Genomic DNA, 22406 nt, shown 5'->3' with positions numbered 1-22406 from the left:
CGGTGCGGCATATCCCCATCGCCCCGCAAGCGGGGTCCGAAGGACGGGTCGAGACACGTGGCTCGACCCCGGTCGGTGCCGGCAGGCGGATGAGGGGTTGACCTCGCCGCTCGCCCGCGTCGAAACAACCCGTCTCAGATCGCCTTGCTGCCCGGCTTGTTGCGTTCGAGCAGCGCCTTCACCGTCGCGTCGGTCACCTTGCCATCCGGCTCCTGGCCGATCGACTTCTGGAAGCTCTTGATCGCGGTCACGGTCTTTGTGCCCATTTCGCCATCCGGTGTTCCAGCGTCGAAGCCGTTATTGTTGAGGATCGCCTGGATGTTGCGGATCGCCTTTTTCATGTCGACGCTTGCCGTCTTCAGGCCCGTTCCCGCCCATTCGTCGGGAATGTCGATGGCATTGGTGCGGTGGTCGAGCGGCTCCGGCTTCCAGAGATCGGCCTTGGCGCGGGCGCGTTCGAGCTGATCGGGCTTCATGGCATTGGCCACTTCGTCGCGCTTCTGCGCCGCATCCTTGTCGCCGGCCTTGGCGGCGATCGCAAACCATTTGTAGGATTCTTCGAGATCCGCCGGAACGCCGTTGCCCCGGGCGCAGAGGATCGCCAGGTTGAACTGGCTGTCGGTAATGCCGAGGTTGGCGGCCTTGGTGAACCACGAGGCCGCCGTCGCATAATCCTGCTGGCCGAGCGCGCCGGAGGCGTAGAGTACGGCGAGATTGTGCATGGCGCTGGCATTGCCCTGGTTTGCCGCCTGTTCGTAGAAGCCCTTGGCCTTGGCGATGTCGCGTTCGACGCCGTTGCCCTTCTCGTACATGCTGCCGAGCCGGTACTCTGCCGGCGCAAAACCCTTGTCGGCCGAAAGTTGGTACCAGCTCGCCGCCTGCTTCTGATCGACGGCGATGCCGTTGCGGCCGTCGGAAAAGCGCGCGCCGATCTCGAACAGCGCTAGCGCATCGCCACCCTGCGCCGCATCGGCGAGTGATTTCGGTTGGATGGTGTCGGGAATGGTAATAGTGGCCTGCGGCGCGCTTGCCGCCGGCGTATTCGCAACGAAGCCCGATGTCTCCGGCACGGCACCCGATGGGGCGGCGGGGGCAAGCGTCGCAGCCCCTTCGCCGTCGAGCGGTGTCGCGTCGGTCAGATGATCGCCCGCAACCGGAGGGATTGCTTCGGCCGGAGTCTGCTCGCCGGCGGGTGGCGTTGCCTCTGCTGTGGCGGCGGCGGTTTCTGCCGCATTGCTGTCCGGCTGGGCAGGCGTCCCTTCAGGCAAGGCCGGCGACGGGTTTTCCGCTGCGCCGGTCAGCGCCGAGACCTCGGCCGGAGGCTGCGGCGCGCGTTCGCCGCTCGTCAGCGTCCGAGCGAGCGGAAAGGCCATGATGGCGAGCAGCACGGCGCCGACCGCCAGCAGGATCGGCCGCCGGTAGCGCGAAAAGGCGCTGGTCTTGCCTGTCTTATCCGTCTTGTCGGAAGTCTTGCCGGCCTTGTCGGCACCCTTCTTCTCGGCCTTGACGGCCGCCGGCTTCGGATTGGCGTCCACTTCCATCGCGGCCGCCTGCGCAGCGCGGCGGGCAGCGGCGATGTAATCGGCGCGGTCGGTCTCAGCGGCAGGTTTGCCGCGGGCAGCACTCTGGCTGGCGCGGACACGCTCAAGGATCTTCTTGACGTCAGGCGTGCCCGAGCCCGGCTCAAGCAGCTCGTTTGCCGCATCCGTCGGCACCACGTCGGTTGGATCGATCGACGGCGCGGGGTCGATCATCGGGCGTTCGGTTGCGCGGGCTTCGGCTTTCTTGCCGGGCAGCAGCCGCTTGCCGAGACTGGCGAGCAGGCTGACCTTTGCCGGCGCCGCTGTCGCAGCCTCCGGCGTCCTGGTCGCAGCCTCGATGGCGATCGCGCTGGTTCCGCTCATGGCGGTGGCTTGTGCCGGAGCGGTAGGTTCGGCCGCGACCTCTGCGGCGTGGATGACAGCAGAGGCCTTCTGCGCCGGGGCGGCTGGCGGCGCCTTGTTCATCTCGGCCTCGGCCACCATTAAGGCGTAGGGATCGATATCGAAATCGACGTCGGCCACCGGCATCTGCGCGACAACTGGCCGTCCGCGCTCTTCCATGCCGTCGAGGCGGTCGGCGATATGCACCAGCGTCTCGTGCAGCGCCTTGAAGGTTTTATGCGTACGCTCCTCGCTGTCGCGGCTGATATCCTCGAGGTGGCGCAGATCCTCGGCCAGCGCCGTCAGTGCCGACATGTCGGCAGCGGGCACGCCACCCTGCGGGCCGCCATGGCGCGAATAGGCCTCGACGACGGCTTCCGCTGCCTGGCGTGCCGCCTCGATGATATATTCGTCGCTGGTTGCCATATAGTCTTCGATCGCGCCCATGCGCCGGTCGAGATCGGCGGGCATCACAGCGCTTTCACGCGGCGCGCTCATCAGGGCCGAAAGATTGGCGATCTGGTCTTCGAGGTTCTTCAGCGCGCGCGGATCGGTCGGCGCTGCCGCCGTGCTCTCTTCCAGCCGGGCGGCGATGTCGCTCAGCCGTCCTTCGAGACGCTGGAAGGCGCTGTCGTCGACTGCGGCAGCCGGCGCCGGCGGCTGATAGGCCATATCGTCGATGCGCCGGGCGAGATAGTCGAGCCGCTGCGCCAGCACGTCGTTGACCGCGCCGTTCTCAAGCGCGTCGATCTTGCGGGAAATGTCGGAAAGCGGTCCGGTTAGGTCGGGTTGCGCCGTCTTGTGCGTGTGCTCCAGCAGATAGGACAGATGTTCCAGCCGCTCGTCGAGCCGCGACGTCGCTTCCGCCTTGGTCAGTTCCTCGACGCGGGATGTCAGCGCCTCCAGCCGCATCGCCAGCTCATCGGCCGGGTTTACGCGGTTGGCCGCATCATGGCTCATCAGGTCGATCTGATCGGCAAGCGCTGCAAGCCGGCCTTCCAGCCGCTGCATCAGCGCCGGATCGTTGGTGGCGGCCGCGCGCCCGCTGGCGGCGATCGCTCGGCTGATCTCGTCGAGCCGCGTGTCCATGGCGGCGAACTGTTCGGACATGACTCGGTCGTGCGGCTGGATCATATTGCCGAACTGCTCCATCGCCGTGGCGATGGCAATGAGCTTGTCCTCCAGCGCCCGGACCGCCGGGCTTTCGCCCATGCCGCCGATATGGCGCTTGATGTCGTCGAGCCGGTAGGCGAGCGACACCAGTTCTTCCTGCAGCCCCTCGGTATCGAGTGCGGCAAGCCGGTTCTCGAAGCCGTCCCAGCGGTTTTCCATGTGGCGCAGCGAATCCTCGCGCGCCAGCCCGTCCATCAGCGAGCGCAGCTCCTCGAAATCCTCGCGCAGGCCGGCAGCCTCCGGGCCGGCCGAGCGGCCGGTGAGCTGAGCAATGCTCTGGGCAAGGCGGCCCATATCGGCGCGCATGTCGTCGGCGAAACCGCCGTCGCCGGCATTGATCTTGATCTCGCGAAGTTCGCTCCGCAGCGCGTTCATCTCGCGGGTGACGCCCTCGGAAATGTCGCGCTTCAGGTCCTGGCGCAGGTTGACGAGCGCCTGGGCGATCTCCGTCATCGTATCGTCGCCGGCGCGGAAGGCGGGTGCTGCCTGCGGTGCGGGGCGCGGTACTGGTTCGCGCAATTGCGGGGCCGGCTCGCGTGTGAAGGGCCGCTCACGGCCGGCTTCAAGGGCGCGCTGGCGCTGGCGGATTTCGGCGAGTGGATCCGGCCGCTGCTCGAGCGGCGGCCTCGCGGGGCGCGGGGCGTTGGAGCCCGCATAGGGATCGCGCTCGGGCGTTGCCGTGCGCGGTCGCGGTTCGCGCCCGCTGCCCATCAGCCCCTCGATGCGTGCCTCCAGCCCTTCGATCGTGCGGTTCAGCGCATCGAGCGAGGTCCTGTCGGACTGTCGGGAAGGATTTGATCGCGATCCGTTCATCTTCTTGCTCGCTTCGACTGCTCGACCTCTCGTCAGAGCTCGATCCTTGGCTTATCCCTCTGCGGCCGCGGCAGTGCCGCACACCGGAGCGCACCCTTCATGAGAAGATAGTCAATTAGACTTTCCTCAAGCTGAACGATGTAGCGGCATCCCCAGGAAACGCGAGACTGACAAAAGGAATGCGGATTGCTACTGCTCAATCCGCACCTTTCACGAAACGTGGTAAACAAGCCGTTAATCTCGATGAGAATTTTTTAACGTTTGTGTTTGAAAGGCCAATTTTAACGGCAATTGCCGTTGAATTCGTCACATCGGGCGATCGCCTGGCTCAGGCCGGCCGGGGATATTGCAGCTCGATCTTCACGCCTTCGGGGCCGTAAACGAAGACCTGGCCGAGATCTGTGTCGGGAATATCGAAATATTCGTAGCGGTAGCCGGTCGCCTTGATGCGCTCCAGCGCCGGACCGAATTCGTAAAGGCTGAAGGCGACATGGTTGAAGATCCCCGGCGGAAAATCACTGCTGCGCGATTTCAGGCTGAGATGGATCACTGGCAGTCCGTCGAGATAGAGCCAGTGGCCGGGCGAGGCGAAGGGTGGGCGATAGCCTTCTTTGACGCCGAGCAAGGTTTCCAGGAAGCCGATCATGACAGGTGCATCACGGGTTTCGATCGTAACGTGGTCCAGGCGCGGCATCGGTGTCCTCCCAGCCAGCATTGAAGATGCGAAGCCTATCCTGTTCGCATCGGGCGCGAAAGTTGTTTGACTTCAGGCGTTAACCTCCGGCCGGAATTTCAGTGCGGCTCTCCCGCATCGATCGAATAGGCGCTGATGCGCGAGAGGTGGATGAAGGACAGGCCGGTCTCGTCCGCCCAGTCGTTGAAGGCCTTTTGGATCAGTGGCTGGTCCTTTTTCGCCGTGCCGGAGTCAGACAGCGGCACGCCGGCCGATCTGAGGCAGGCGAGCACATCCATCGTGGCAACGAAGCTGTCGCGGCCGATGCCGCGCAGGAAGTATTGCCCGGTCATGCCGCCGAGTCGGTTGCCGCGTTTGCTCAACAGCTCAAGAAGGCCGATCTGGTCTTCCCGCGGCCAGTCGGCGAAAAAGGCGCCGGCGCTGCCGTGTTCTCTCGACAACTCCCGGATGAAGGCGGCATTGGCGCGAACCGACATGATCTTCGCGCCGTTGCGGATGATCCGTTCGTCCGAGGTCAACTCATGCCAATAGTCGTCGGGTGCAATATTCAGCATTGAAGGATCGAAACCGGAAAACGCCGCTTCGAAGCCCGGCCACTTCGCATCGATCACCTTCTGGACGAAGCCGCTATAGAAGATGCGCCGAGTCATATCGGCGAGGATGCGGTCGTCGGGCGTGGCGCGCAGCCGGTCGTGATCCGGTCGGTGTTTCTCCAGCATTGCCTGAAGTGCGGCTGCTCCGCCTTTCCGCTGCTCCGCCCGCTGCCTTATCGCCTCGAAACTGATCATCCTGAAGTATTCCCGATCTGCGGTTTTAAAAGCCTTCCCGCTTATACGCCGTTCGACGATGGACAAGGAAGGGGAGATGACGTTTCGTCAGCCTTCAGCAGTTGCAGACTCGCGCTCGCAAATTTTTTCGCGAAAGATGGCACAGGTGCAGATTTTGACGTTTACGCAAACGTCAATATTTTGTAAGACAGTGCCCAAGGCCGGCGCGACCCGGCAATCGAATGGGAGGAATTTGAGAGATGCCAGTCTACAAGGCCCCGGTGAACGATACGCTCTTCGTCCTGAACGACGTGCTGGGCCTCGAACGCTATAACAATCTTCCCGGTTTTGCCGACGCGACGCCCGATATGATCGAAGCGATTCTCGGCGAGGCGGCCAAGGTGGCCGAGGAAGTTCTCTTCCCTGTAAATTATTCCGGCGATCAGCAAGGCTGCACGCGCCATGACGATGCCAGCGTCTCGACGCCGACGGGCTTCAAGGAGTCTTATAAGGCCTATCGCGAAGGCGGCTGGATCGGCCTTGCGGTGCCGGAGGAATTCGGCGGCCAGGGGCTTCCCTATACGCTGCATGCCGCCGTCGGCGAATATACCTCGGCCGCCAACATGTCGCTGATGATGTATCCCGGCCTGACGCAGGGCGCGATCGCCGCGATCCTCGTCCACGGCACGCAGGAGCAGAAAGATACCTACCTGCCGAAGATGGTGGGCGGCTCCTGGTCCGGCACCATGAACCTGACCGAGCCGCATTGCGGCACCGATCTCGGCATGCTGCGCACCAAGGCGGTGCCGCAAGCCGACGGCAGCTACAAGATATCCGGCCAGAAGATCTTCATCTCCGCCGGCGAACATGACCTGGCCGACAATATCGTCCACCTGGTGCTTGCCCGCATCGAGGGCGCGCCGGAGGGCACCAAGGGCATCTCACTGTTCATCGTGCCGAAATTCCTGGTCGGCAAGGACGGCGCCCTCGGCGACCGCAATGCGGTCTCCTGCGGCGCGATCGAACACAAGATGGGCATCCACGGCAACGCTACCTGCGTCATGAATTACGACGAGGCGACGGGTTTCCTGATCGGCGCTGAAAACCGCGGCCTCGCCGCCATGTTCGTGATGATGAACGAGGCCCGCCTGATGGTCGGCCTGCAGGGCATCGCCATTTCTGAGATCGCCTATCAGAACGCCGCCGCCTACGCCCGCGACCGCATCCAGGGCCGCTCGCTGTCCGGCGTCAAGGCGCCGGATAAAAAGGCCGATCCGATCATCGTCCATCCCGATATCCGCCGCACGTTGATGACCATCCGCGCCTTCAACGAGGCCGGCCGCGCCTTCCTGCTCTGGACCGCGCTGAAATCCGATATCGCCCACCGCGCCACCGATGAGACGGAGCGCCAGACGGCCGACGACATTCTCGGTCTCGTCACCCCCATCCTCAAGGGCGTGATGACCGACCGGGGCTTCGACCATGCTGTCATGGCCCAGCAGGTCTTCGGCGGCCATGGCTATATCGAAGAGCACGGCATGAGCCAGTATGTGCGCGATGCCCGCATCGCCATGATCTATGAAGGCGCCAACGGCATTCAGGCGCTCGATCTCGTCGGCCGCAAGCTCGCCTTGAACGGCGGCCGCGCCGCCATGGCCCTCTTCAAGGAGATCGGCGATTTCTGCGAGGAGAACCGCAGCGACGAAAAGCTCGCCTTCTATACCAAGCATCTGAAGAAGGGCTTGAACGACGTCCAGGCCGCGACCATGTGGTTCATGCAGAACGCCATGGCCAAGCCCGACAATGCCGGCGCCGGCTCGACCGACTACATGCACCTCTTCGGCCTCGTTGTGCTCGGCTATATGTGGGCGAAGATGGCCAAAGCCGCCGAGGATGGGCTGGCAACGAGCGGTAGAGACCGCGAGGATTACCTGAAGAACAAGCTGATCACGGCGAAATTCTTCATGGAGCGCATCATGCCGGAAACAGCGCTGCGCAAGGCCCGCATCGAGGCCGGCGCCGACACCATGATGGAACTGGCCGCCGAAGCGTTCTGAGCCACTTCTGCCTCCCCCTTGTGGGGAGGGTTGGGGAGGGGTCTTTCTCCTCCTTCCACGATTCGAGGCAAGAGAGATTGCCGCCAGGGAGATGAGGAAATGACCGAAGTTTTCATTTACGATCACGTCCGCACGCCGCGCGGCCGCGGCAAGAAGGACGGCGCTCTGCATGAGGTGCCCTCCGTGCGCCTCGCGGCCAAGACGCTGGCAGCGATTCGCGACCGCAACGGACTCGACACCAACACCGTCGACGACATCATCATGGGCTGCGTCGATCCGGTCATGGATGCCGGCGCCGTCATCCCCAAGGCAGCCGCCTTCGAAGCCGGCTACTCCACCAGGGCGCCCGGCATGCAGATCTCCCGCTTCTGCGCCTCGGGCCTCGACGCCGTCAATTTCGGCGCCGGCAAGATCGCCCAGGGGGCCGACGACATCGTCATCGCGGGCGGGGTGGAAAGCATGTCCCGCGTCGGCTTGGGCATGTCGGGCGGCGCCTGGTTCATGGACCCTTCGGTAAATTTCCCGGCCTATTTCATGCCGCAGGGCGTCTCGGCCGATCTCATCGCCACCAAATACGGCTTCAGCCGGACCGATGTCGACGCCTACGCCGTCGAGAGCCAGAAGCGCGCCGCCCATGCCTGGGAACAGGGCTGGTTCGACAAGTCGGTAGTCCCGGTCAAGGACCAGAATGGCCTGACGATCCTGGCAACCGATGAGCACATGCGCCCCGGCACCGACATGCAGGCGCTCGCCTCGCTCAATCCGTCCTTCCAGATGCCCGGCGAGATGGGCGGCTTCGAGGCCGTCGGCATCCAGGCCCATCCGGAGATCGAGCGCATCAACTATGTCCACCATGCCGGCAACTCCTCCGGCATCGTCGACGGCGCCGGCGCCGTCCTGCTCGGCTCCAAGGCCGGCGGTGAAAGCATGGGGCTCAAGCCGCGCGCCCGCATCAAGGCTTTCGCCAATATCGGCTCCGATCCAGCCCTGATGCTGACCGGGCCGGTCGACGTCACCGAGAAGCTGTTGAAACGGACCGGCATGAGCCTTACGGACATCGACCTCTTCGAACTGAACGAGGCCTTCGCTGCCGTGGTGCTGCGTTACATGCAAGCCTTCGACATCGACCACGACAGGATCAACGTCAATGGCGGCGCCATCGCCATGGGTCATCCGCTCGGCGCCACCGGCGCGATGATCCTCGGCACCGTGCTCGACGAACTCGAACGCCGCGACCTCAACACCGCGCTGGTGACGCTCTGCATCGGTGCCGGCATGGGCACGGCAACGGTTATCGAAAGGGTCTGACGATGGGTTTCAACACCGGCACGATCGAAACCGAATACACCGAGGTTACCGAGCATTGGTCACCCCGCGTCATCGCCGATCTCAACGGCCAGAGCGTCAAACTCGCCAAGGTCCAGGGGCAGCTCACCTGGCATTCCCACCGTGACGAGGATGAACTCTTTCTCATCTGGAAGGGCGCGCTTACCATCGAATATCGCGACCGTCCCCATGTGCACCTGAAGGCCGGCGATTTTCATGTCGTGCCTAGGGGTGTCGAGCACAATCCGGTGGCTGAGGAAGAGTGCTGGATCGTGCTTTTCGAGCCGTCGCAAACCAAGCACACTGGCGATGTCGTCACCGGAAAGACAAAGACCGTGGACGCGCAGCGCAGCCATTTGCCGGCCTGATCGGGAGGAATCCAATGACCTACACCAATTTCACGCTCGAAACCGACGCCGACGGCATCGCTCTCGTCACCTGGGACATGCCCGGCAAGTCGATGAATGTGTTCACCGCGGAGGTGATGGCCGAACTCGACGCTATTATCGACGCCACGACCGCTGACGCCGCCGTCAAGGGTGTCGTCATCACCTCGGGCAAATCCTCCTTCTCCGGCGGCGCCGATCTGTCGATGATCAAGTCGATGTTCAGCTCCTACCACGAGGAGAAGGCAAAGAGCCCGGAAAAGGCGGTGCAGACCCTCTTCGGTCTGGTCGGCCGCATGTCCGGCCTGTTCCGCAAGCTTGAAACCTCGGGCAAGCCCTGGGTGTCGGCGATCAACGGCACCTGCATGGGCGGCGCCTTTGAGCTGTCGCTCGCCTGCCACGGCCGGGTCGCCTCCAATGCCAAGAGCGTCAAGATCGCGCTGCCCGAGGTCAAGGTCGGCATCTTCCCCGGCGCCGGCGGCACCCAGCGTGTGCCGCGGCTGGCGAATGCCCAGGACGCGCTGCAGATGATGACGACGGGCCAGTCGCTGACCGGTTCCCGCGCCAAGGCGATGAACCTCGTGCATCAGGTGGTCGAGCCGGATCAACTCATCCCCGCTGCCAAGCAGATGATCAAGGACGGCCTGAAGCCGATCGCTCCGTGGGACGAGAAGGGTTTTAAGGCGCCGGGCGGCGGCATCTGGACGCCGGCCTCCGCACAGCTCTGGCCGGCGGCGCCGGCGATCTTGCGCCGGGAAACATCGGGCAATTATCCGGCAGCGCTCGCCATCCTGAAATGCGTCTATGAAGGCCTGCAGGTGCCGTTCGACACCGGCCTGAAGATCGAGCAGCGTTACTTCACCGAGGTGCTGCAGAGTCGCGAAGCCTTCTCGATGATCCGCTCGCTGTTCATCTCCATGCAGGAACTCGGCAAGGGCGCCCGCCGCCCGGCCGGTCAGCCGAAGACCGAACTGAAACATGTCGGCGTCGTCGGCGCCGGCTTCATGGGCGCCTCGATCGCCTATGTCACCGCCGCCGCCGGCCTTCCCGTGACGCTGATCGACCGCGACATGGAGGCTGCTGCCAAGGGCAAGGCCGTTTGCGAAGGCCTGGTCAAGGATTCCATCGGTAAGGGACGGTTTACGCAGGACGAGGCGGCAGCACTGCTCTCCCGCATCACGCCCTCGGCGGACTATGCCGCCCTTGCCAATGCCGATCTCGTCATCGAAGCGGTGTTCGAGGATCGCGAGGTGAAGAGATCGGTCATCGAGGCTGTTGAAGCCGTGCTGCCGGAAGGCGCGATCTTCGCCTCCAATACCTCGACCCTGCCGATCACGGGACTGGCGAAAAATTCCAAGCGCCCGGCCGATTTCATCGGCATCCACTTCTTCTCGCCTGTCGAAAAGATGATGCTGACCGAAGTCATCCTCGGCGCGGAGACCGGCGATCGGGCGCTTGCCGTCGCTCTCGATTATGTCGCGGCGATCAAGAAGACACCGATCGTCGTCAACGACACCCGCGGCTTCTTCGTCAATCGCTGCGTGCTGCGTTACATGTCGGAAAGCTACGACATGCTGATCGAGGGCGTGCCGCCGGCGATGATCGAGAATGCCGCCAAAATGGCCGGCATGCCAGTTGGGCCTTTGGCGCTGAACGACGAGGTCGCCATCGACCTGTCGCTGAAAATCCTCAAGGCGACGGTCGCCGACCTCGGTGACAAAGCCATCGACCCCAGGCATATGGAGCTGATCGCCCGCATGGTGGAAAAGGAGGGCCGTTTCGGCCGCAAGAATTCCAAGGGTTTTTACGACTATCCGCCGAAGCCGGCGAAGAAGTCTCTCTGGCCCGATCTCAAGAGCCTCTACCCGCAGAAGAAGGCGGATGAGGTCGACGTCAACGTCCTCAAACAACGATTCCTCGTTACCATCGCGCTCGAAGCCGCCCGCACCGTCGAGGAAGGCATCGTCACCGATCCGCGCGAAGCCGATGTCGGCTCAATCCTCGGCTTCGGTTTCGCGCCCTATACCGGCGGCGCCCTGAGCTATATCGACGGGATGGGCGTAAAGGCTTTCGTGGAGTTGGCTGAAAAGTTAGCAAGAACTTACGGAAGGCACTTCGAACCGACACCGTTGCTGAAGGATATGGCCGCTAGGGGCGAGACGTTTTATGGGCGGTTCGATCCCTATGCGAAGGTCGGGCAGGCGGCTTAGCCGTTTTCGCGGTCTTGGTTTAACGGGACCATCTTTGCCGCCGCCGTGCCGTGGGCACCCCCCTCTGCCCTACCGGGCATCTCCCCCACAGGTGGGGAGATCGGCTGGAAGCACCGGCTTCCCCAAATAACTACCGTCTGGCGATCCGCACAGCGATAGAGGGGGACCGAGCGTTGACCTCTTGCCGATCTCCCTCCTTGTGGAGGAGATGCCCGGTAGGGCAGAGGGGGGTGCCAACGGCACAAGACCAAAGAAACCTTCGATTTCCTCAATCCGCACGAATTCTAATTTTCCTTGCCGACGCCTTGTCACGGACACAATTTCCGATTAAACGTTCACGCATCGATCTTGCTAGATGAACTTTGAAACGGCGCTCGCGTCGTTCCTGGCGAACTTCCTCCAAAATCGGTTTTCATCGCCGCTTGGGCATTTGTCCGGGCTGCAATCTTCTATGAACGATTCGAAAAGGATATCGTCATGAGCACTGGTACCGTAAAGTGGTTCAACGCAACCAAGGGCTTCGGCTTCATTCAGCCGGATGACGGCGCAGCCGACGTTTTCGTCCACATCTCCGCCGTTGAACGCGCTGGCATGCGCGATCTCAAGGATGGCCAGAAGCTGTCTTACGAGCTCGTCCGCGACAACAAGTCCGGCAAGATGTCGGCAGACCGCCTCCAGGCGGCCTGAGCCTTAGCGCATAACCCCGAAATCGGAATCGATTTTCGGAAAGGATTATGCGCCGGCTTAAAGCGATAGCGCGTCCGATTGGACGCGCAGCTTTGAATATCATCTCCGGATCGTGACCACGGATGTACTGGCACGGTCCGTTGAGATGGAAGGGAAGGTCGGGTTAGCCCGGCCTTTTTTCGTTTCTGGGTGGCTGCTGTGCCCATTTCGCAAGAAATCGCCCGCGGCACCTCCTCAAGCATCCTTCGCACCTTAATCTCCAGCCGCCCCGTCACTCTCCAGCATCGCCATCACCCGCGCCATCACCGCCCGTGCGGCATCGAGTTCCGCCGTCGTGAAGGCGGAGCCCAGACCGTCCGCCCACCCCGCCTGAGCCACCTCGATCACCCCCAGCCGCGCCGCCCCCTCCGCCGTCAGCCGCACCAGCTTCGCCCGCTGGTGCTGCGGATTGTCGGCATAGGCAATCAGCTTTTCAGCCGCGAGCACATCGGCAAGCCGCTGCACGCCCTGGCGGGCGAGGCCGAGCGCCCGGGCGATCTGCGCCACCGACATGTCGCCGCGCCGTGCCGCGGCCAGCACCTGCCAGCGGGCGCTTGTCTGTCCTGCGGGCTTTGCCAGCTGGTCGCCGGCCGCCGTCAGATGGCCGGCGAGGCGTAGGGCTGTGATCGCGAAAGCGGAAAAGGCATTCCCTTCCATCGTCCGCTCCGGTCGATTTTGTTTGACAACATGTTGTCTATTTTGTATCTCATCCATAGTGACAACATATTGTCATATACAGTTGATGAAGGCAATGCCGAAGGAGGAGGCCGCCATGAAGAAGACCTACAAGGGAAGCTGCCATTGCGGCAAAGTACACTACGAGGTGGACATGGACGTCGAAGAGGGCACCGGCCGCTGCAATTGTTCGATCTGCGCCAAGCGGCGTTACTGGGGCGCCAACGTCAAGCCGGAGGATTTCCGGCTGATGTGCGACGCGGCAGAGACATCCGACTACCAGTTCAACACGATGAGCGGCCATCACCGCTTCTGCCGCACCTGCGGCGTGCCGGCCTTCGGCGACGGTTATGTCGAGGCGATCGGCGGCGCCTATGTCTCGATCAACATTGCCTGTCTCGACGATATCACCCCTGAGGAACTGGCGGCCCTGCCAGTCCGTTATTACGACGGCAGGCATGACGCCTGGTGGAACGAACCTGAAGTGACGAGTTATCTCTGAAGCAAAATAAATGCATCCTTGTCGGATCGTCATCCTCCCGTTCGTCCTCGGTCCATAGCGGATAAGGAGAACTGATGTGAAAGACGAAGCGAATGCCAGGCACGAGGAAGAGGCGGTCATTGCCATGCTGATGATGCGGGCCAAGGCGCTGGGAGAAAAGAATGCCGAGGAGGCGCTTTCCTATGAGGCCGAAGATTCCGTTGAGTTTTCGCTGGCGCCGCCGCTGGTCATCAACGGCAAGGACGAGACGGGCCTGCGGGCCTGGTTCGACACCTGGCAAGGCCCGATCGGCGGTGAAGTGCGCGATGCCAAGCTGACGCTCGGCGGGGATGTCGCTTTCTGGAGCGGTCTCACCCGCATGACCGGGACGAAGACCGACGGCACCGAGGTCGATCTCTGGTTCCGCCAGACCCTCGGCCTCGTCAAGCGGGATGGCCGCTGGCTGGTCGCCCACCAGCACGCTTCGGTGCCTTTCGCCATGGATGGCAGCGGCCGCGCGCTGCTGGATCTCCAGCCGCAAACTGCGCCTTAGACGGCACTCTCCGCCGCCTTCCGGCGGCCGGCGCGAATGCCGATCAGTCCGGCGCCCATCAACAGCAGGATTGCCGTCGCATAGATATCCGTCGTCAGCGCATAACCGGCCGATTTCGCCAGGAAGCCGGCGAGGATCGCCGGCAGGCTGAAGGCGAGATAACTCTGAACGTAGAAGGCTGACAGCAGCCCGGCCCGCTCATCCGCCTTGGCAAGCGGCATGATGGTGCCGATCGAACCGAGGAAATTGGTGCCGAAACCGGCGCCGGTAAAGACGGTGCCGACGAGAAGCAGCGGCACATTGGCAAGATGCACGCCGGCAACGACCGTCAGAATGCCGAGCGTCTTGGCCGACACGCCGAAACCGAGATTGGCCGATGCCGCCTTGCCCCGCCTGAGATAGACGGCGATCGCTCCGCTGACCATCAGCGCCGTCACCACGGCCCCGCCGGTCAGCGGCGCGCCGCTGCCGGTCGTGCTGGCGACCAGCGACGGGACCAGCGAGAGATAGAAACCGGCAAGCGTCCAGTTGGCGATGTTGATCGGCGTCACCAGCGACAGCGGCTGCTTCACCTGCGCGGGAATGGCGATCCGCGGCATCAGCGAGGCGAGCGCCCCCGGTCGCCTGCCACCGGTCTCGTGCGTCAGCCAGATGGCGACTGCCAGCATCGTGAAGGCAAGAAGCAGCAGCGCGTAAATGAGATGCATTGGGAAAGGGCCGTATTGGATCAGGGCGCTGGTGCCGACCGCGCCCACCGCCATGCCGCAAAGCGGCGCGATCGAATTGACGATCTGCCCCTTTACCCGGTCGACATCGACGAGCGCGGCGCCGAGCGAGGCGCCGGCAATCCCGGTCGCAATACCTTGCACGATCCGCGCCGCAATCAGCCAACCCGGGCCGCTGGCTGCGACGAAGAGGCCCATGGCGATGATTTCGAGCACCAGGGCGAAAAAGATCACCGGCTTGCGGCCGAGATGGTCCGAGAGCGAGCCGACGGTCAAAAGCGCCGCCAGCAGCGCGAAGGCGTAGACGGCGAAGACCACGGTGATCAGCACCGGCGAGAGCGAGAAGTTCTGCTGATAGATCCGATAGAGCGGCGTCGGCGCGGCGGAAGCACCGAAGAAGGTGGCGAGCGTCAGCGCATGAAAGCCGATCGAGGGGTGCTGCGCATTCTTTGTGGATTTGGCTGCGGCGACCATATATAAGCCCCTTAAAGCTAAGCCGTTGCGTTAGCTCCATGTAGGGCGGACGTATCGCAAAGGCAAATTATTTGCGTTTATGGTTCTGTCAAAGATTTTGAACCATGGGGCGTCAAGGGATGAAAAGTGCATGTCGGTAAAAGAGAATCTCCGGCCAGGCGGCAGAAGCGCCCGGGTTCAGGCATCGGTCCACAAGGCGGTCCGCGAACTGCTGGCCGAAATGAACCGTGCCGAGGTGACGATACCGCTAATCGCCGCCCGGGCGGGTGTGACGCCGTCGACCATCTATCGCCGCTGGGGGGATCTGCAGGAGCTTCTCGCCGATGTTGCCGTCGAGCGGCTTCGGCCGGATATGCAGCCGGTCGATGCCGGCAGCGGCAAGGCCGATCTTCAAGCCTGGGCAGAGCAATATGCCGAGGAAATGTCCTCCGGGCCGGGCCGCGAGATGATCCGCGACGTGCTGGCGGCGCAGGCAGCGGTTAATGCCTGCAAATGCTGCGAATATACCCGCCAGCAGATCGTCCTCATCGCCGAGAGGGCAAAGACCCGCGGCGAGGTCTTTCCGGATGTGGATCTCGTCATGGATCAGGTTGTCGCGCCGATCATGTACCGCATCCTGTTCGGCGACATGCCGGATACAGCGCGGGTGCGCGATCTCGTCTCGCGCCTTATGTCCACGACGGATTGAGCTTGCCTCTTACTCCGCGGCCGCGCGCTTGAGGCCGGAGATCTGGGTAATATAGGCGCGCAGTGCTGCCGGCCGCACCGGCTTGTGCTGGACGGCGATGCCGTATCGCTCGGCTTCACTGCGCACTTCAGGCGTGCGGTCGGCGGTCACAAGCAAAGCGGGGATATCGGCGCCGAACTGCCGGCGCAGATGCAGGATCGCGGCAATGCCGGTGCCGTCGTCGAGATGATAATCGGCGATGGCGAGATCCGGCGGCCCGTCACGACCGTCGCCTGATATCACGTCGGCGAGGCCGTCGAGCGCCCTGACCTCGCAGCCCCAGCCGCTGAGCAGCAGCCGCATGCCTTCGAGGATCTTCGGTTCGTTATCGATGCAGAGGATTTTCAGCCCCTTGAGTGGCTGCCCCGGCCGGTCGGCGGGCGTGACGGCCGTCGCCGCCTCGGCCGGGCGGGACATGTCGAGCGGCATGGCGATGCGGAATTCCGTGCCCCTCCCATGTGTCGACTGCAGCTCGACCGGATGGTTGAGCACCCGGGCAATGCGGTCGACGATCGACAGCCCGAGCCCGAGGCCGGAGGCGGTTTTTGCGCCTTCGTCGAGCCGAGCGAATTCCTTGAACACCGTGCGGAATTTCGACGGCGGAATGCCGATGCCGGAATCGATCACCTGGATGATCACCTGGCTGCCGCGCCGCCGCGCGCCGACCAGCACCTTGCCGGTGATCGTGTATTTGATGGCGTTGGAAACCAGGTTCTGCACCAGGCGGCGCAGCAGGTTGGGGTCGGAGCGGACCCTGAGCGAGGTCGGCATGACCACCAGCTTCAGCTGTTTTTCACGGGCGATCGGCGCGAAATCGGTCTCGATCCGCTCCAGCAGCTCGGAGAGCTTGACGGCGGCAAGCCGCGGCCGCATGGCGCCGGTATCGAGCCTGGATATATCGAGCACCGCGCCGAGAATGGTCTCGACCGATTCCAGCGCCGAATCGATGTTGCGCACGATCGGGCTGTTGTCGGATTGCGCCATGCGCTCGACCAGTGCCGAGGAATAGAGCCGGGCGGCATTCAGCGGTTGCAGGATGTCGTGACCGGCGGCGGCGAAAAAGCGGGTCTTGCCAATATTCGCCTCGTCGGCGGCGGCGCGTGCCTCGCCGAGTTCATGGTTGACGCGGGTAAGCTCCGCCGTGCGTTCGGCGACGCGCTGCTCCAGCGTCTCGTTCGCCTGTTTCAGCGCCTGGTCGGCGCTGACGCGCTGGGTAATATCGGTAAAGGTGGCGACGATACCCTTGTCGGGCATGGCGTTGGAGCGCACCTCGATGATCCGCTCGCCGCCGCCGAGCACCAGCGAAAAGGGTTTGTCGAGCGTCAGGAAATGCCGCACCGTTTGAGTGAGATCGCCGGGGGCGATGTCGCCGCGCTGGCTGAGCGTGGTGACAATGTCGGCCAGGGGGAAACCGACCTGGCCGGCACTTTCCGGCAGATCCAGCAATTGCCGGAAGCGCCGGTTCCAGATCGTCAGCCGGTTGGAACTGTCGAAGACGGCAATGCCCTGATCCATCTGCGAAAGTGCGGTCTGCAGCATGTCCTGGTTATATTGCAGCGCCTCGCTCGCCTGGTCGAGCAGCCAGGCGGTGTCGGAAGAGGCATCCTCGATCTTCTGCAGGATCAGTGACAGCACCAGCCTTGCCGAGGACGAGCCGATGGCGCTGCCGAGCAGTTGTTCGCTGAAATGGATCAGCGCCATATCGGCCGGCTGTTCGTCCTCCAGCTTGCGGCCGGAGCTTTGTTCGTAGGTCGTCAACGAGCGCTGCATGCGCTCTTCGCCGAGATAACGCGAGATCGCTGCTTTGAGATCGCCGACGCTGATGCGGGTCTTCCAGCCGCGCGTCGCAAATTGCGAGCGCGAATGCCGCTTGACGAAGATGCCGGCCTGGATGCGTTCCAGCGGCCTGGCATTGCGGGTGAGCGAGCCGACGATAAAGAAGGCGGTGTTGACGAGCAGGCTCATGACTGTCGCATTGACCAGCGGATCGGCATCGGCCGCGGTAAACAGCGTCGTGCCGGGGAAGATGAAGCCGAGCACGGCACTGGCCACATAGGAATAGTCGGGGCCGCCGAGCGAGGGCAGGAACAGCAGGTAGATCCAGATGACGAAGCCGGAGGAAAGCCCGAGGATCGCACCGCGTGCATTCGCCCGCCGCCAGATCAGCCCGCCGAACAGCGCCGGCGCGATCTGCGCGATGGCGGCAAAGGAGAGCAGGCCGATCGAGGCAAGGCCGGCGGTGCTGTCGGTCGAGCGGTAGTAGGCGTAGCCGAACAGCAGCACCGCAAAAATGGCGCTGCGGCGGATATTGAGCAGCGTCTTGGCGAAATTGTCGCGCTGGCTGGCGCGACCGGCGAGTTTGCGCCTGAGGAAAATCGGCATGATGATGTCGTTCGACACCATGATCGACAGCGCCACGGAATCGACGATGACCATCGCGGTGGCGGCGGAAAAGCCGCCGATGAAGGTGATCAGCGACACCACCGGCATCTCACCGGCAAGCGGCAGCGACAGCATATAGAAATCGGCATTGCCGGCGCCGCCGAAGGTCAGCAGCCCGCCGATCGCCACCGGCAGCACGAAGAGATTGATGGCGATAAGGTAGGTGGGAAACAGGAAGCCTGCGAGTTTCAGCTGTTTCGGCGTCCGGTTTTCGACGACGGTCACATGGAATTGCCGCGGCAGCAGGATGATCGCGAAGGCCGACAGGAGGATCAGCGTCATCCAGCGGCTGATCGGCGTATGGTAGTTGAGCGCCGACATGACCAGTTCGTTATCGACGGTCTTTTGCCAGAGGTCGGCCGGACCGTCGAAAAGAAACCAGATGACGCAGATGCCGGCCGTCAGGAAAGCGACGAGCTTGACGACGGATTCCATCGAGACGGCGAGGATGAGGCCATCCTGGTGTTCCGTCGCATCCGTATGCCGGGTGCCGAACATGACGGCGAAACAGGCAAGCACCAGCGTCGCGAGCAGTGGCAGGTCGAGGAAATAGAGATTGCCGCTGCCGATGCCGTAGTCGGACGGATTGACCATGGCGCTGACGGTGCTGGAGATCGCTTTCAGCTGCAGCGCGATATAGGGAATGGTGCCGATCAGCGAGATCAGCGCCACGATCGTCGCGACCGTCGGGTTCTTGCCGTAGCGCGCGGCGACGAAATCGGCCACCGAGGTGAGCTTCTCCGCCTTGGCGAGCTCGATGATGCGGCGAAGCAGCGGCATGCCGAGCGTGAAGACCAGGATTGGGCCGATATAGATGCCGGCAAATTCCAATCCGCGCTGCGCGGCAAGCCCGACGCTGCCGAAATAGGTCCAGGAAGTGCAGTAGATCGCCAGGCTCAGCGCATAGACGACCGGCCATTCGCCTTCCAACGCGCCCGGGCCGCGATCGAGCGTGCCCTGGCCGCGGTTCTTGCGGTCGCCATAGCTTGCCACGGCGAAAAGCAGGAGCAGATAGCCGAAGGCAGACGCGAATATGACCCAGCCTGGAAGCATTGACCCTCCGCCGGCGGGAACCCGCCGGGACCTCCCGCAACAGGATCAGCTTAAGTTATTTCAGGTGCTTTGAAAATTCCCGACCGTCTAGGCCTTAAGTCAAAGAACCCACCGGGGTATGGCGAAATAATTGCGATTGCCGATTGATTAATTGCGGTGAAGATGGTGCTAATAAAAACAATTGCATATCGTTGAACTGCATCAGAGGGAGACGGATCCGATGCTCAATGAGTTCAAGGCCTTTATCGCCCGCGGCAATGTCATGGATCTTGCCGTCGGCGTCATCATCGGCGGCGCCTTCGGCGGCATCGTCAAGTCTTTGGTCGACGACCTGATCATGCCGATCGTCGGCGCCATTTTCGGCGGCTTCGATTTTTCGAATTACTTCCTGCCGCTATCGTCAGCGGTCAACGCCCCGACGCTTGCCGCCGCCCGCGCGCAAGGGGCGGTGTTTGCCTATGGCAGCTTCCTCACCGTTCTCATCAACTTCCTCATTCTCGCCTGGATCATCTTCCTGATGGTCAAGGGCGTGAATACGTTGCGCGCACAGGTCGAGCGCCAGGAAAAGAAAGCGCCGGAAGAGTTGCCGCCGCCGCCCGCCGATGTCCAGCTCCTGACTGAGATCCGTGATCTCTTGGCAAGACGCCCGACCGTCTGACGAGCGTTCGGCCTTGCCATCAGGGCAACGCCCATTCATCACCAAAATCGATAGGCCATCACTTGTTGTCATGGGATTTGCCGGCATAAATCCTTTATGAAGGCGGAAACCGGAGAGATGCATGTCGATCGTGAAGAGCCTCAGCCCGCGCGCCATGGCGGCGCCAGAAAGCGGGATCGTTGAAGTCGTCAATTATGCCCGCGGCCGCGAAGGCCTGTTGCCGCTCTGGGTGGGTGAAGGCGATCTGCCGACGCCCGATTTCATCAGCAGGGCGGCGATGGATGCGCTTGCTTCAGGCGAGACCTTCTACACCTGGCAGCGCGGCATTCCCGAACTTCGCCAGGCGCTTGCGGATTATTACGCCAGACATTTCGACGTCCGGCTTCCCGTCGAACATTTTTACGTCACCGGTTCCGGCATGCAGGCGATCCAGATCGCCGTGCAGACCCTGACCTCGCCGGGTGACGAATTCGTTTATCTCAGCCCCGCCTGGCCGAATATCGCCGCCGCCCTCGAGATCGCGGGTGCCCGCTCCGTCGGCGTCGAGCTGCAGTTCGAAGGCGGTAAATGGACTGTCGATCTTAACCGCTTGGCAGCCGCCATCACCCCGAAGACCAGGGGCATTTTCGTCAACACGCCGTCAAACCCGACGGGCTGGACGGCGACGAAGAAGGATCTTGGCGACATCCTGGCGCTGGCCCGTAAACACGATCTCTGGATCATGGCCGATGAGATCTACGCCCTCTATTATTATCCGGGCGGTCGCGCTCCCTCTTTCCTCGACGTCATGCAGCCGGACGATAAGATCATCTTCGTCAATTCCTTCTCGAAGAACTGGTCGATGACCGGCTGGCGGGTCGGCTGGATCGTCGCCCCGCCCGAAATCGGCCAGGTGCTCGAAAACCTCGTGCAATATTCGACGTCGGGCGTGGCGCAGTTCATGCAGAAGGGCGCTGTCGCAGCCCTCGATCAGGGCGACGATTTCGTCGCTGCCAATATCGCTAAGGCAGCCCGCTCCCGCGATATTCTCTGCGATGCGCTTGTCGCCACCAACCGCGTCGAGACGCTGAAGCCGGACGGGGCGCTTTACGCCTTCCTGAAGATCGACGGCATCACCGATAGCCGCCACGCTGCCATCGATATCGTCGACAAGACGGGCGTCGGTCTTGCCCCCGGAGCCGCCTTCGGCGCCGGCGGCGAACTCTTCCTGCGCGCCTGTTTCCTGCGCGATCCCGCCCAGATAGCGATCGCCGCCGAGCGCCTCTGCGACTATATCCTCAAGCGCTGAGAAGCCGTCCGACTGGGCGATTTTGTGCCGGAATCGCCGGATCGATAAAACTTGAACAAAGCCCGAAATCGACCCCTAACCACGACTGCAAACATACCGGTTCAAAGGGCCTCGAACGGCCATTCGATAAGAAAATTGGAAAGAAAAACCGGGCCTGATGCCCCTGCTATAAAACAAAGCAGGGATGCGGGACATGGCGGTTTTGGTGACGGGCGGCGCCGGATATATCGGCAGTCACATGGTTTGGGCGCTGCTCGATGCGGGCGAGGATGTGGTCGTGCTCGACCGGCTTTCCACCGGCTTTCGCTGGGCCGTGGCCCCGGCGGCGCGTTTCTACCTCGGCGACGTCGCCGATCCCGACATATTGAAAAAGATCTTCATCGAAAACGACATCGAGGCGATCATCCATTTCGCCGGCTCCGCCGTCGTCCCGGTTTCGGTCGCCGATCCGCTCTCCTATTACGACAACAACTCGGGCAAGACCCGGGCGCTGCTTTCGGCTGCGGTCAAGGCCGGCATCCGAAACTTCGTCTTCTCCTCGACGGCGGCCGTCTACGGTCAGCAAAAGAGCGACCTGCCGGTGAAGGAAACGGCCTCTCTCAATCCGGAAAATCCTTACGGCCAGTCGAAGCTGATGACCGAATTCATGCTGCGCGACGCCGCCGCCGCCTATGATTTCAACTATGTCGCGCTTCGCTACTTCAACGTCGCCGGCGCCGATCCCGATCACCGCGCCGGCCAGTCGACCTCAGGCGCCACCCATCTGATCAAGGTTGCCTGCGAGGCCGCTCTCGGCAGGCGCGACAGCGTCAGTGTCTATGGCATCGATTATCCCACCCATGACGGCACTGGCGTGCGCGACTACATCCATGTCAGCGATCTTGTCGACGCGCATGTGAAAGCGCTGCAGCACCTGCGCAGGGACAAAGGCTCGCTCGTTGCCAATTGCGGGTATGGCAGCGGCTATTCCGTGCTTGACGTGTTGAACATGGTCACCCGCCTGCACGGCCATTCCTTCAAGATCCACATGGCGCCGCGCCGCGCCGGCGATTCGGCCAGCGTCGTCGCCGACGCTTCGCTCGCCCGCCAGGTGCTCGACTGGAAACCGAAGCACGATTCGCTCGAAACCATCGTCCAGAGTTCGCTCGATTGGGAACTGTTCCTGTCGAACAGAAATGTCGACGACCTGCACAGCATTCACCGGGCACTCGCCGCCGCGTCTTTCTGAAGCGCTTCCGGCAAGAGTGCGCGGCGGC

Annotated in this window: 17 protein-coding genes; 11 read left to right on the top strand and 6 right to left on the bottom strand. The window is 62.8% G+C overall.

What is annotated here, in order from left to right; translation table 11 throughout:
* Positions 1-134: 134 nt before the first annotated feature.
* The 3 genes from FFM81_RS18205 to FFM81_RS18195 all read right to left on the bottom strand — a co-directional run bounded on the left by FFM81_RS18205 (position 135) and on the right by FFM81_RS18195 (position 5390).
* Positions 135-3908 (bottom strand): peptidoglycan-binding protein, encoded by a 3774-nt coding sequence (locus tag FFM81_RS18205; RefSeq protein WP_025415291.1) that lies wholly within the window; start codon positions 3906-3908, stop codon positions 135-137.
* 328 nt (positions 3909-4236) lie between these two features.
* Entirely contained in the window at positions 4237-4602 is a 366-nt protein-coding gene (locus tag FFM81_RS18200; RefSeq protein WP_003570505.1) for a VOC family protein, read from the bottom strand.
* Between the two features lie 98 nt (positions 4603-4700).
* Positions 4701-5390 carry a DNA-3-methyladenine glycosylase I gene (locus tag FFM81_RS18195; RefSeq protein ID WP_003570504.1) on the bottom strand — a complete coding sequence of 230 codons (690 nt, stop codon included), beginning with the start codon at positions 5388-5390 and terminating at the stop codon, positions 4701-4703.
* A gap of 239 nt (positions 5391-5629) precedes the next feature.
* On the opposite strand from FFM81_RS18195, the gene FFM81_RS18190 reads away from it, so the two are divergent.
* From FFM81_RS18190 to FFM81_RS18170, 5 genes are all read left to right on the top strand, one after another.
* Positions 5630-7426, top strand: coding sequence for an acyl-CoA dehydrogenase C-terminal domain-containing protein (locus tag FFM81_RS18190; RefSeq protein WP_138386274.1), 1797 nt, complete (start codon positions 5630-5632; stop codon positions 7424-7426).
* Positions 7427-7525: 99 nt separating this feature from the next.
* A complete protein-coding gene (locus tag FFM81_RS18185; protein ID WP_128398377.1) occupies positions 7526-8734 on the top strand; it encodes an acetyl-CoA C-acetyltransferase in 1209 nt (402 codons plus the stop codon).
* Positions 8735-8736: 2 nt separating this feature from the next.
* Complete coding sequence (locus FFM81_RS18180) at positions 8737-9120, top strand: cupin domain-containing protein (protein WP_025415292.1); 384 nt, start codon at positions 8737-8739, stop codon at positions 9118-9120.
* Between the two features lie 14 nt (positions 9121-9134).
* The gene (locus FFM81_RS18175; RefSeq protein ID WP_003570496.1) at positions 9135-11348 is read left to right on the top strand and encodes a 3-hydroxyacyl-CoA dehydrogenase NAD-binding domain-containing protein; all 2214 of its coding nucleotides are present in this window, start codon (positions 9135-9137) and stop codon (positions 11346-11348) included.
* A 477-nt stretch (positions 11349-11825) separates the two neighbouring features.
* Complete coding sequence (locus FFM81_RS18170) at positions 11826-12035, top strand: cold-shock protein (RefSeq protein ID WP_003545273.1); 210 nt, start codon at positions 11826-11828, stop codon at positions 12033-12035.
* Positions 12036-12287: 252 nt separating this feature from the next.
* On the opposite strand, the gene FFM81_RS18165 is transcribed toward FFM81_RS18170, so the two are convergent.
* Positions 12288-12731, bottom strand: coding sequence for a MarR family winged helix-turn-helix transcriptional regulator (locus tag FFM81_RS18165; protein ID WP_003570493.1), 444 nt, complete (start codon positions 12729-12731; stop codon positions 12288-12290).
* A 115-nt stretch (positions 12732-12846) separates the two neighbouring features.
* On the opposite strand from FFM81_RS18165, the gene FFM81_RS18160 reads away from it, so the two are divergent.
* A complete protein-coding gene (locus FFM81_RS18160; RefSeq protein ID WP_003570491.1) occupies positions 12847-13251 on the top strand; it encodes a GFA family protein in 405 nt (134 codons plus the stop codon).
* 76 nt (positions 13252-13327) lie between these two features.
* Positions 13328-13783, top strand: a complete 456-nt coding sequence (locus FFM81_RS18155) for a YybH family protein (protein WP_003570489.1) — start codon at positions 13328-13330, stop codon at positions 13781-13783.
* Here FFM81_RS18155 and FFM81_RS18150 read toward each other — a convergent pair.
* The gene (locus FFM81_RS18150; protein WP_138386276.1) at positions 13780-14982 is read right to left on the bottom strand and encodes an MFS transporter; all 1203 of its coding nucleotides are present in this window, start codon (positions 14980-14982) and stop codon (positions 13780-13782) included. The genes FFM81_RS18155 and FFM81_RS18150 overlap by 4 nt on opposite strands.
* A gap of 130 nt (positions 14983-15112) precedes the next feature.
* On the opposite strand from FFM81_RS18150, the gene FFM81_RS18145 reads away from it, so the two are divergent.
* Complete coding sequence (locus FFM81_RS18145) at positions 15113-15670, top strand: TetR/AcrR family transcriptional regulator (protein ID WP_003570487.1); 558 nt, start codon at positions 15113-15115, stop codon at positions 15668-15670.
* Positions 15671-15679: 9 nt separating this feature from the next.
* On the opposite strand, the gene FFM81_RS18140 is transcribed toward FFM81_RS18145, so the two are convergent.
* Positions 15680-19204 carry a PAS domain-containing hybrid sensor histidine kinase/response regulator gene (locus FFM81_RS18140; RefSeq protein WP_138386277.1) on the bottom strand — a complete coding sequence of 1175 codons (3525 nt, stop codon included), beginning with the start codon at positions 19202-19204 and terminating at the stop codon, positions 15680-15682.
* Between the two features lie 220 nt (positions 19205-19424).
* On the opposite strand from FFM81_RS18140, the gene mscL reads away from it, so the two are divergent.
* The 3 genes from mscL to galE all read left to right on the top strand — a co-directional run bounded on the left by mscL (position 19425) and on the right by galE (position 22378).
* On the top strand, positions 19425-19862 hold the full coding sequence (gene mscL / locus FFM81_RS18135; protein WP_003570485.1) for a large conductance mechanosensitive channel protein MscL: 438 nt from the start codon (positions 19425-19427) through the stop codon (positions 19860-19862).
* Positions 19863-19983: 121 nt separating this feature from the next.
* Positions 19984-21150, top strand: coding sequence for a pyridoxal phosphate-dependent aminotransferase (locus FFM81_RS18130; protein ID WP_003570484.1), 1167 nt, complete (start codon positions 19984-19986; stop codon positions 21148-21150).
* 193 nt (positions 21151-21343) lie between these two features.
* On the top strand, positions 21344-22378 hold the full coding sequence (gene galE / locus FFM81_RS18125) for a UDP-glucose 4-epimerase GalE (RefSeq protein ID WP_003570481.1): 1035 nt from the start codon (positions 21344-21346) through the stop codon (positions 22376-22378).
* Positions 22379-22406: the final 28 nt, after the last annotated feature.

Origin of the sequence: Rhizobium hidalgonense, assembly GCF_005862185.2 — a bacterium.
In the GTDB taxonomy this organism is placed as follows: Bacteria; Pseudomonadota; Alphaproteobacteria; order Rhizobiales; family Rhizobiaceae; genus Rhizobium; species Rhizobium hidalgonense.
Note: the sequence above shows the minus strand (reverse complement) of the source record. Positions and strands in the feature narration are given on the sequence as shown.

Excerpts from the sequence above, each read along its gene's own strand:
- FFM81_RS18205 (WP_025415291.1), bottom strand. The coding sequence starts at position 3,908 with ATGAACGGATCGCGATCAAATCCTTCCCGACAGTCCGACAGGACCTCG.
- FFM81_RS18200 (WP_003570505.1), bottom strand. The coding sequence starts at position 4,602 with ATGCCGCGCCTGGACCACGTTACGATCGAAACCCGTGATGCACCTGTC.
- FFM81_RS18195 (WP_003570504.1), bottom strand. The coding sequence starts at position 5,390 with ATGATCAGTTTCGAGGCGATAAGGCAGCGGGCGGAGCAGCGGAAAGGC.
- FFM81_RS18190 (WP_138386274.1), top strand. The coding sequence starts at position 5,630 with ATGCCAGTCTACAAGGCCCCGGTGAACGATACGCTCTTCGTCCTGAAC.
- FFM81_RS18185 (WP_128398377.1), top strand. The coding sequence starts at position 7,526 with ATGACCGAAGTTTTCATTTACGATCACGTCCGCACGCCGCGCGGCCGC.
- FFM81_RS18180 (WP_025415292.1), top strand. The coding sequence starts at position 8,737 with ATGGGTTTCAACACCGGCACGATCGAAACCGAATACACCGAGGTTACC.
- FFM81_RS18175 (WP_003570496.1), top strand. The coding sequence starts at position 9,135 with ATGACCTACACCAATTTCACGCTCGAAACCGACGCCGACGGCATCGCT.
- FFM81_RS18170 (WP_003545273.1), top strand. The coding sequence starts at position 11,826 with ATGAGCACTGGTACCGTAAAGTGGTTCAACGCAACCAAGGGCTTCGGC.
- FFM81_RS18165 (WP_003570493.1), bottom strand. The coding sequence starts at position 12,731 with ATGGAAGGGAATGCCTTTTCCGCTTTCGCGATCACAGCCCTACGCCTC.
- FFM81_RS18160 (WP_003570491.1), top strand. The coding sequence starts at position 12,847 with ATGAAGAAGACCTACAAGGGAAGCTGCCATTGCGGCAAAGTACACTAC.
- FFM81_RS18150 (WP_138386276.1), bottom strand. The coding sequence starts at position 14,982 with ATGGTCGCCGCAGCCAAATCCACAAAGAATGCGCAGCACCCCTCGATC.
- FFM81_RS18145 (WP_003570487.1), top strand. The coding sequence starts at position 15,113 with ATGTCGGTAAAAGAGAATCTCCGGCCAGGCGGCAGAAGCGCCCGGGTT.
- FFM81_RS18140 (WP_138386277.1), bottom strand. The coding sequence starts at position 19,204 with ATGCTTCCAGGCTGGGTCATATTCGCGTCTGCCTTCGGCTATCTGCTC.
- mscL (WP_003570485.1), top strand. The coding sequence starts at position 19,425 with ATGCTCAATGAGTTCAAGGCCTTTATCGCCCGCGGCAATGTCATGGAT.
- FFM81_RS18130 (WP_003570484.1), top strand. The coding sequence starts at position 19,984 with ATGTCGATCGTGAAGAGCCTCAGCCCGCGCGCCATGGCGGCGCCAGAA.
- galE (WP_003570481.1), top strand. The coding sequence starts at position 21,344 with ATGGCGGTTTTGGTGACGGGCGGCGCCGGATATATCGGCAGTCACATG.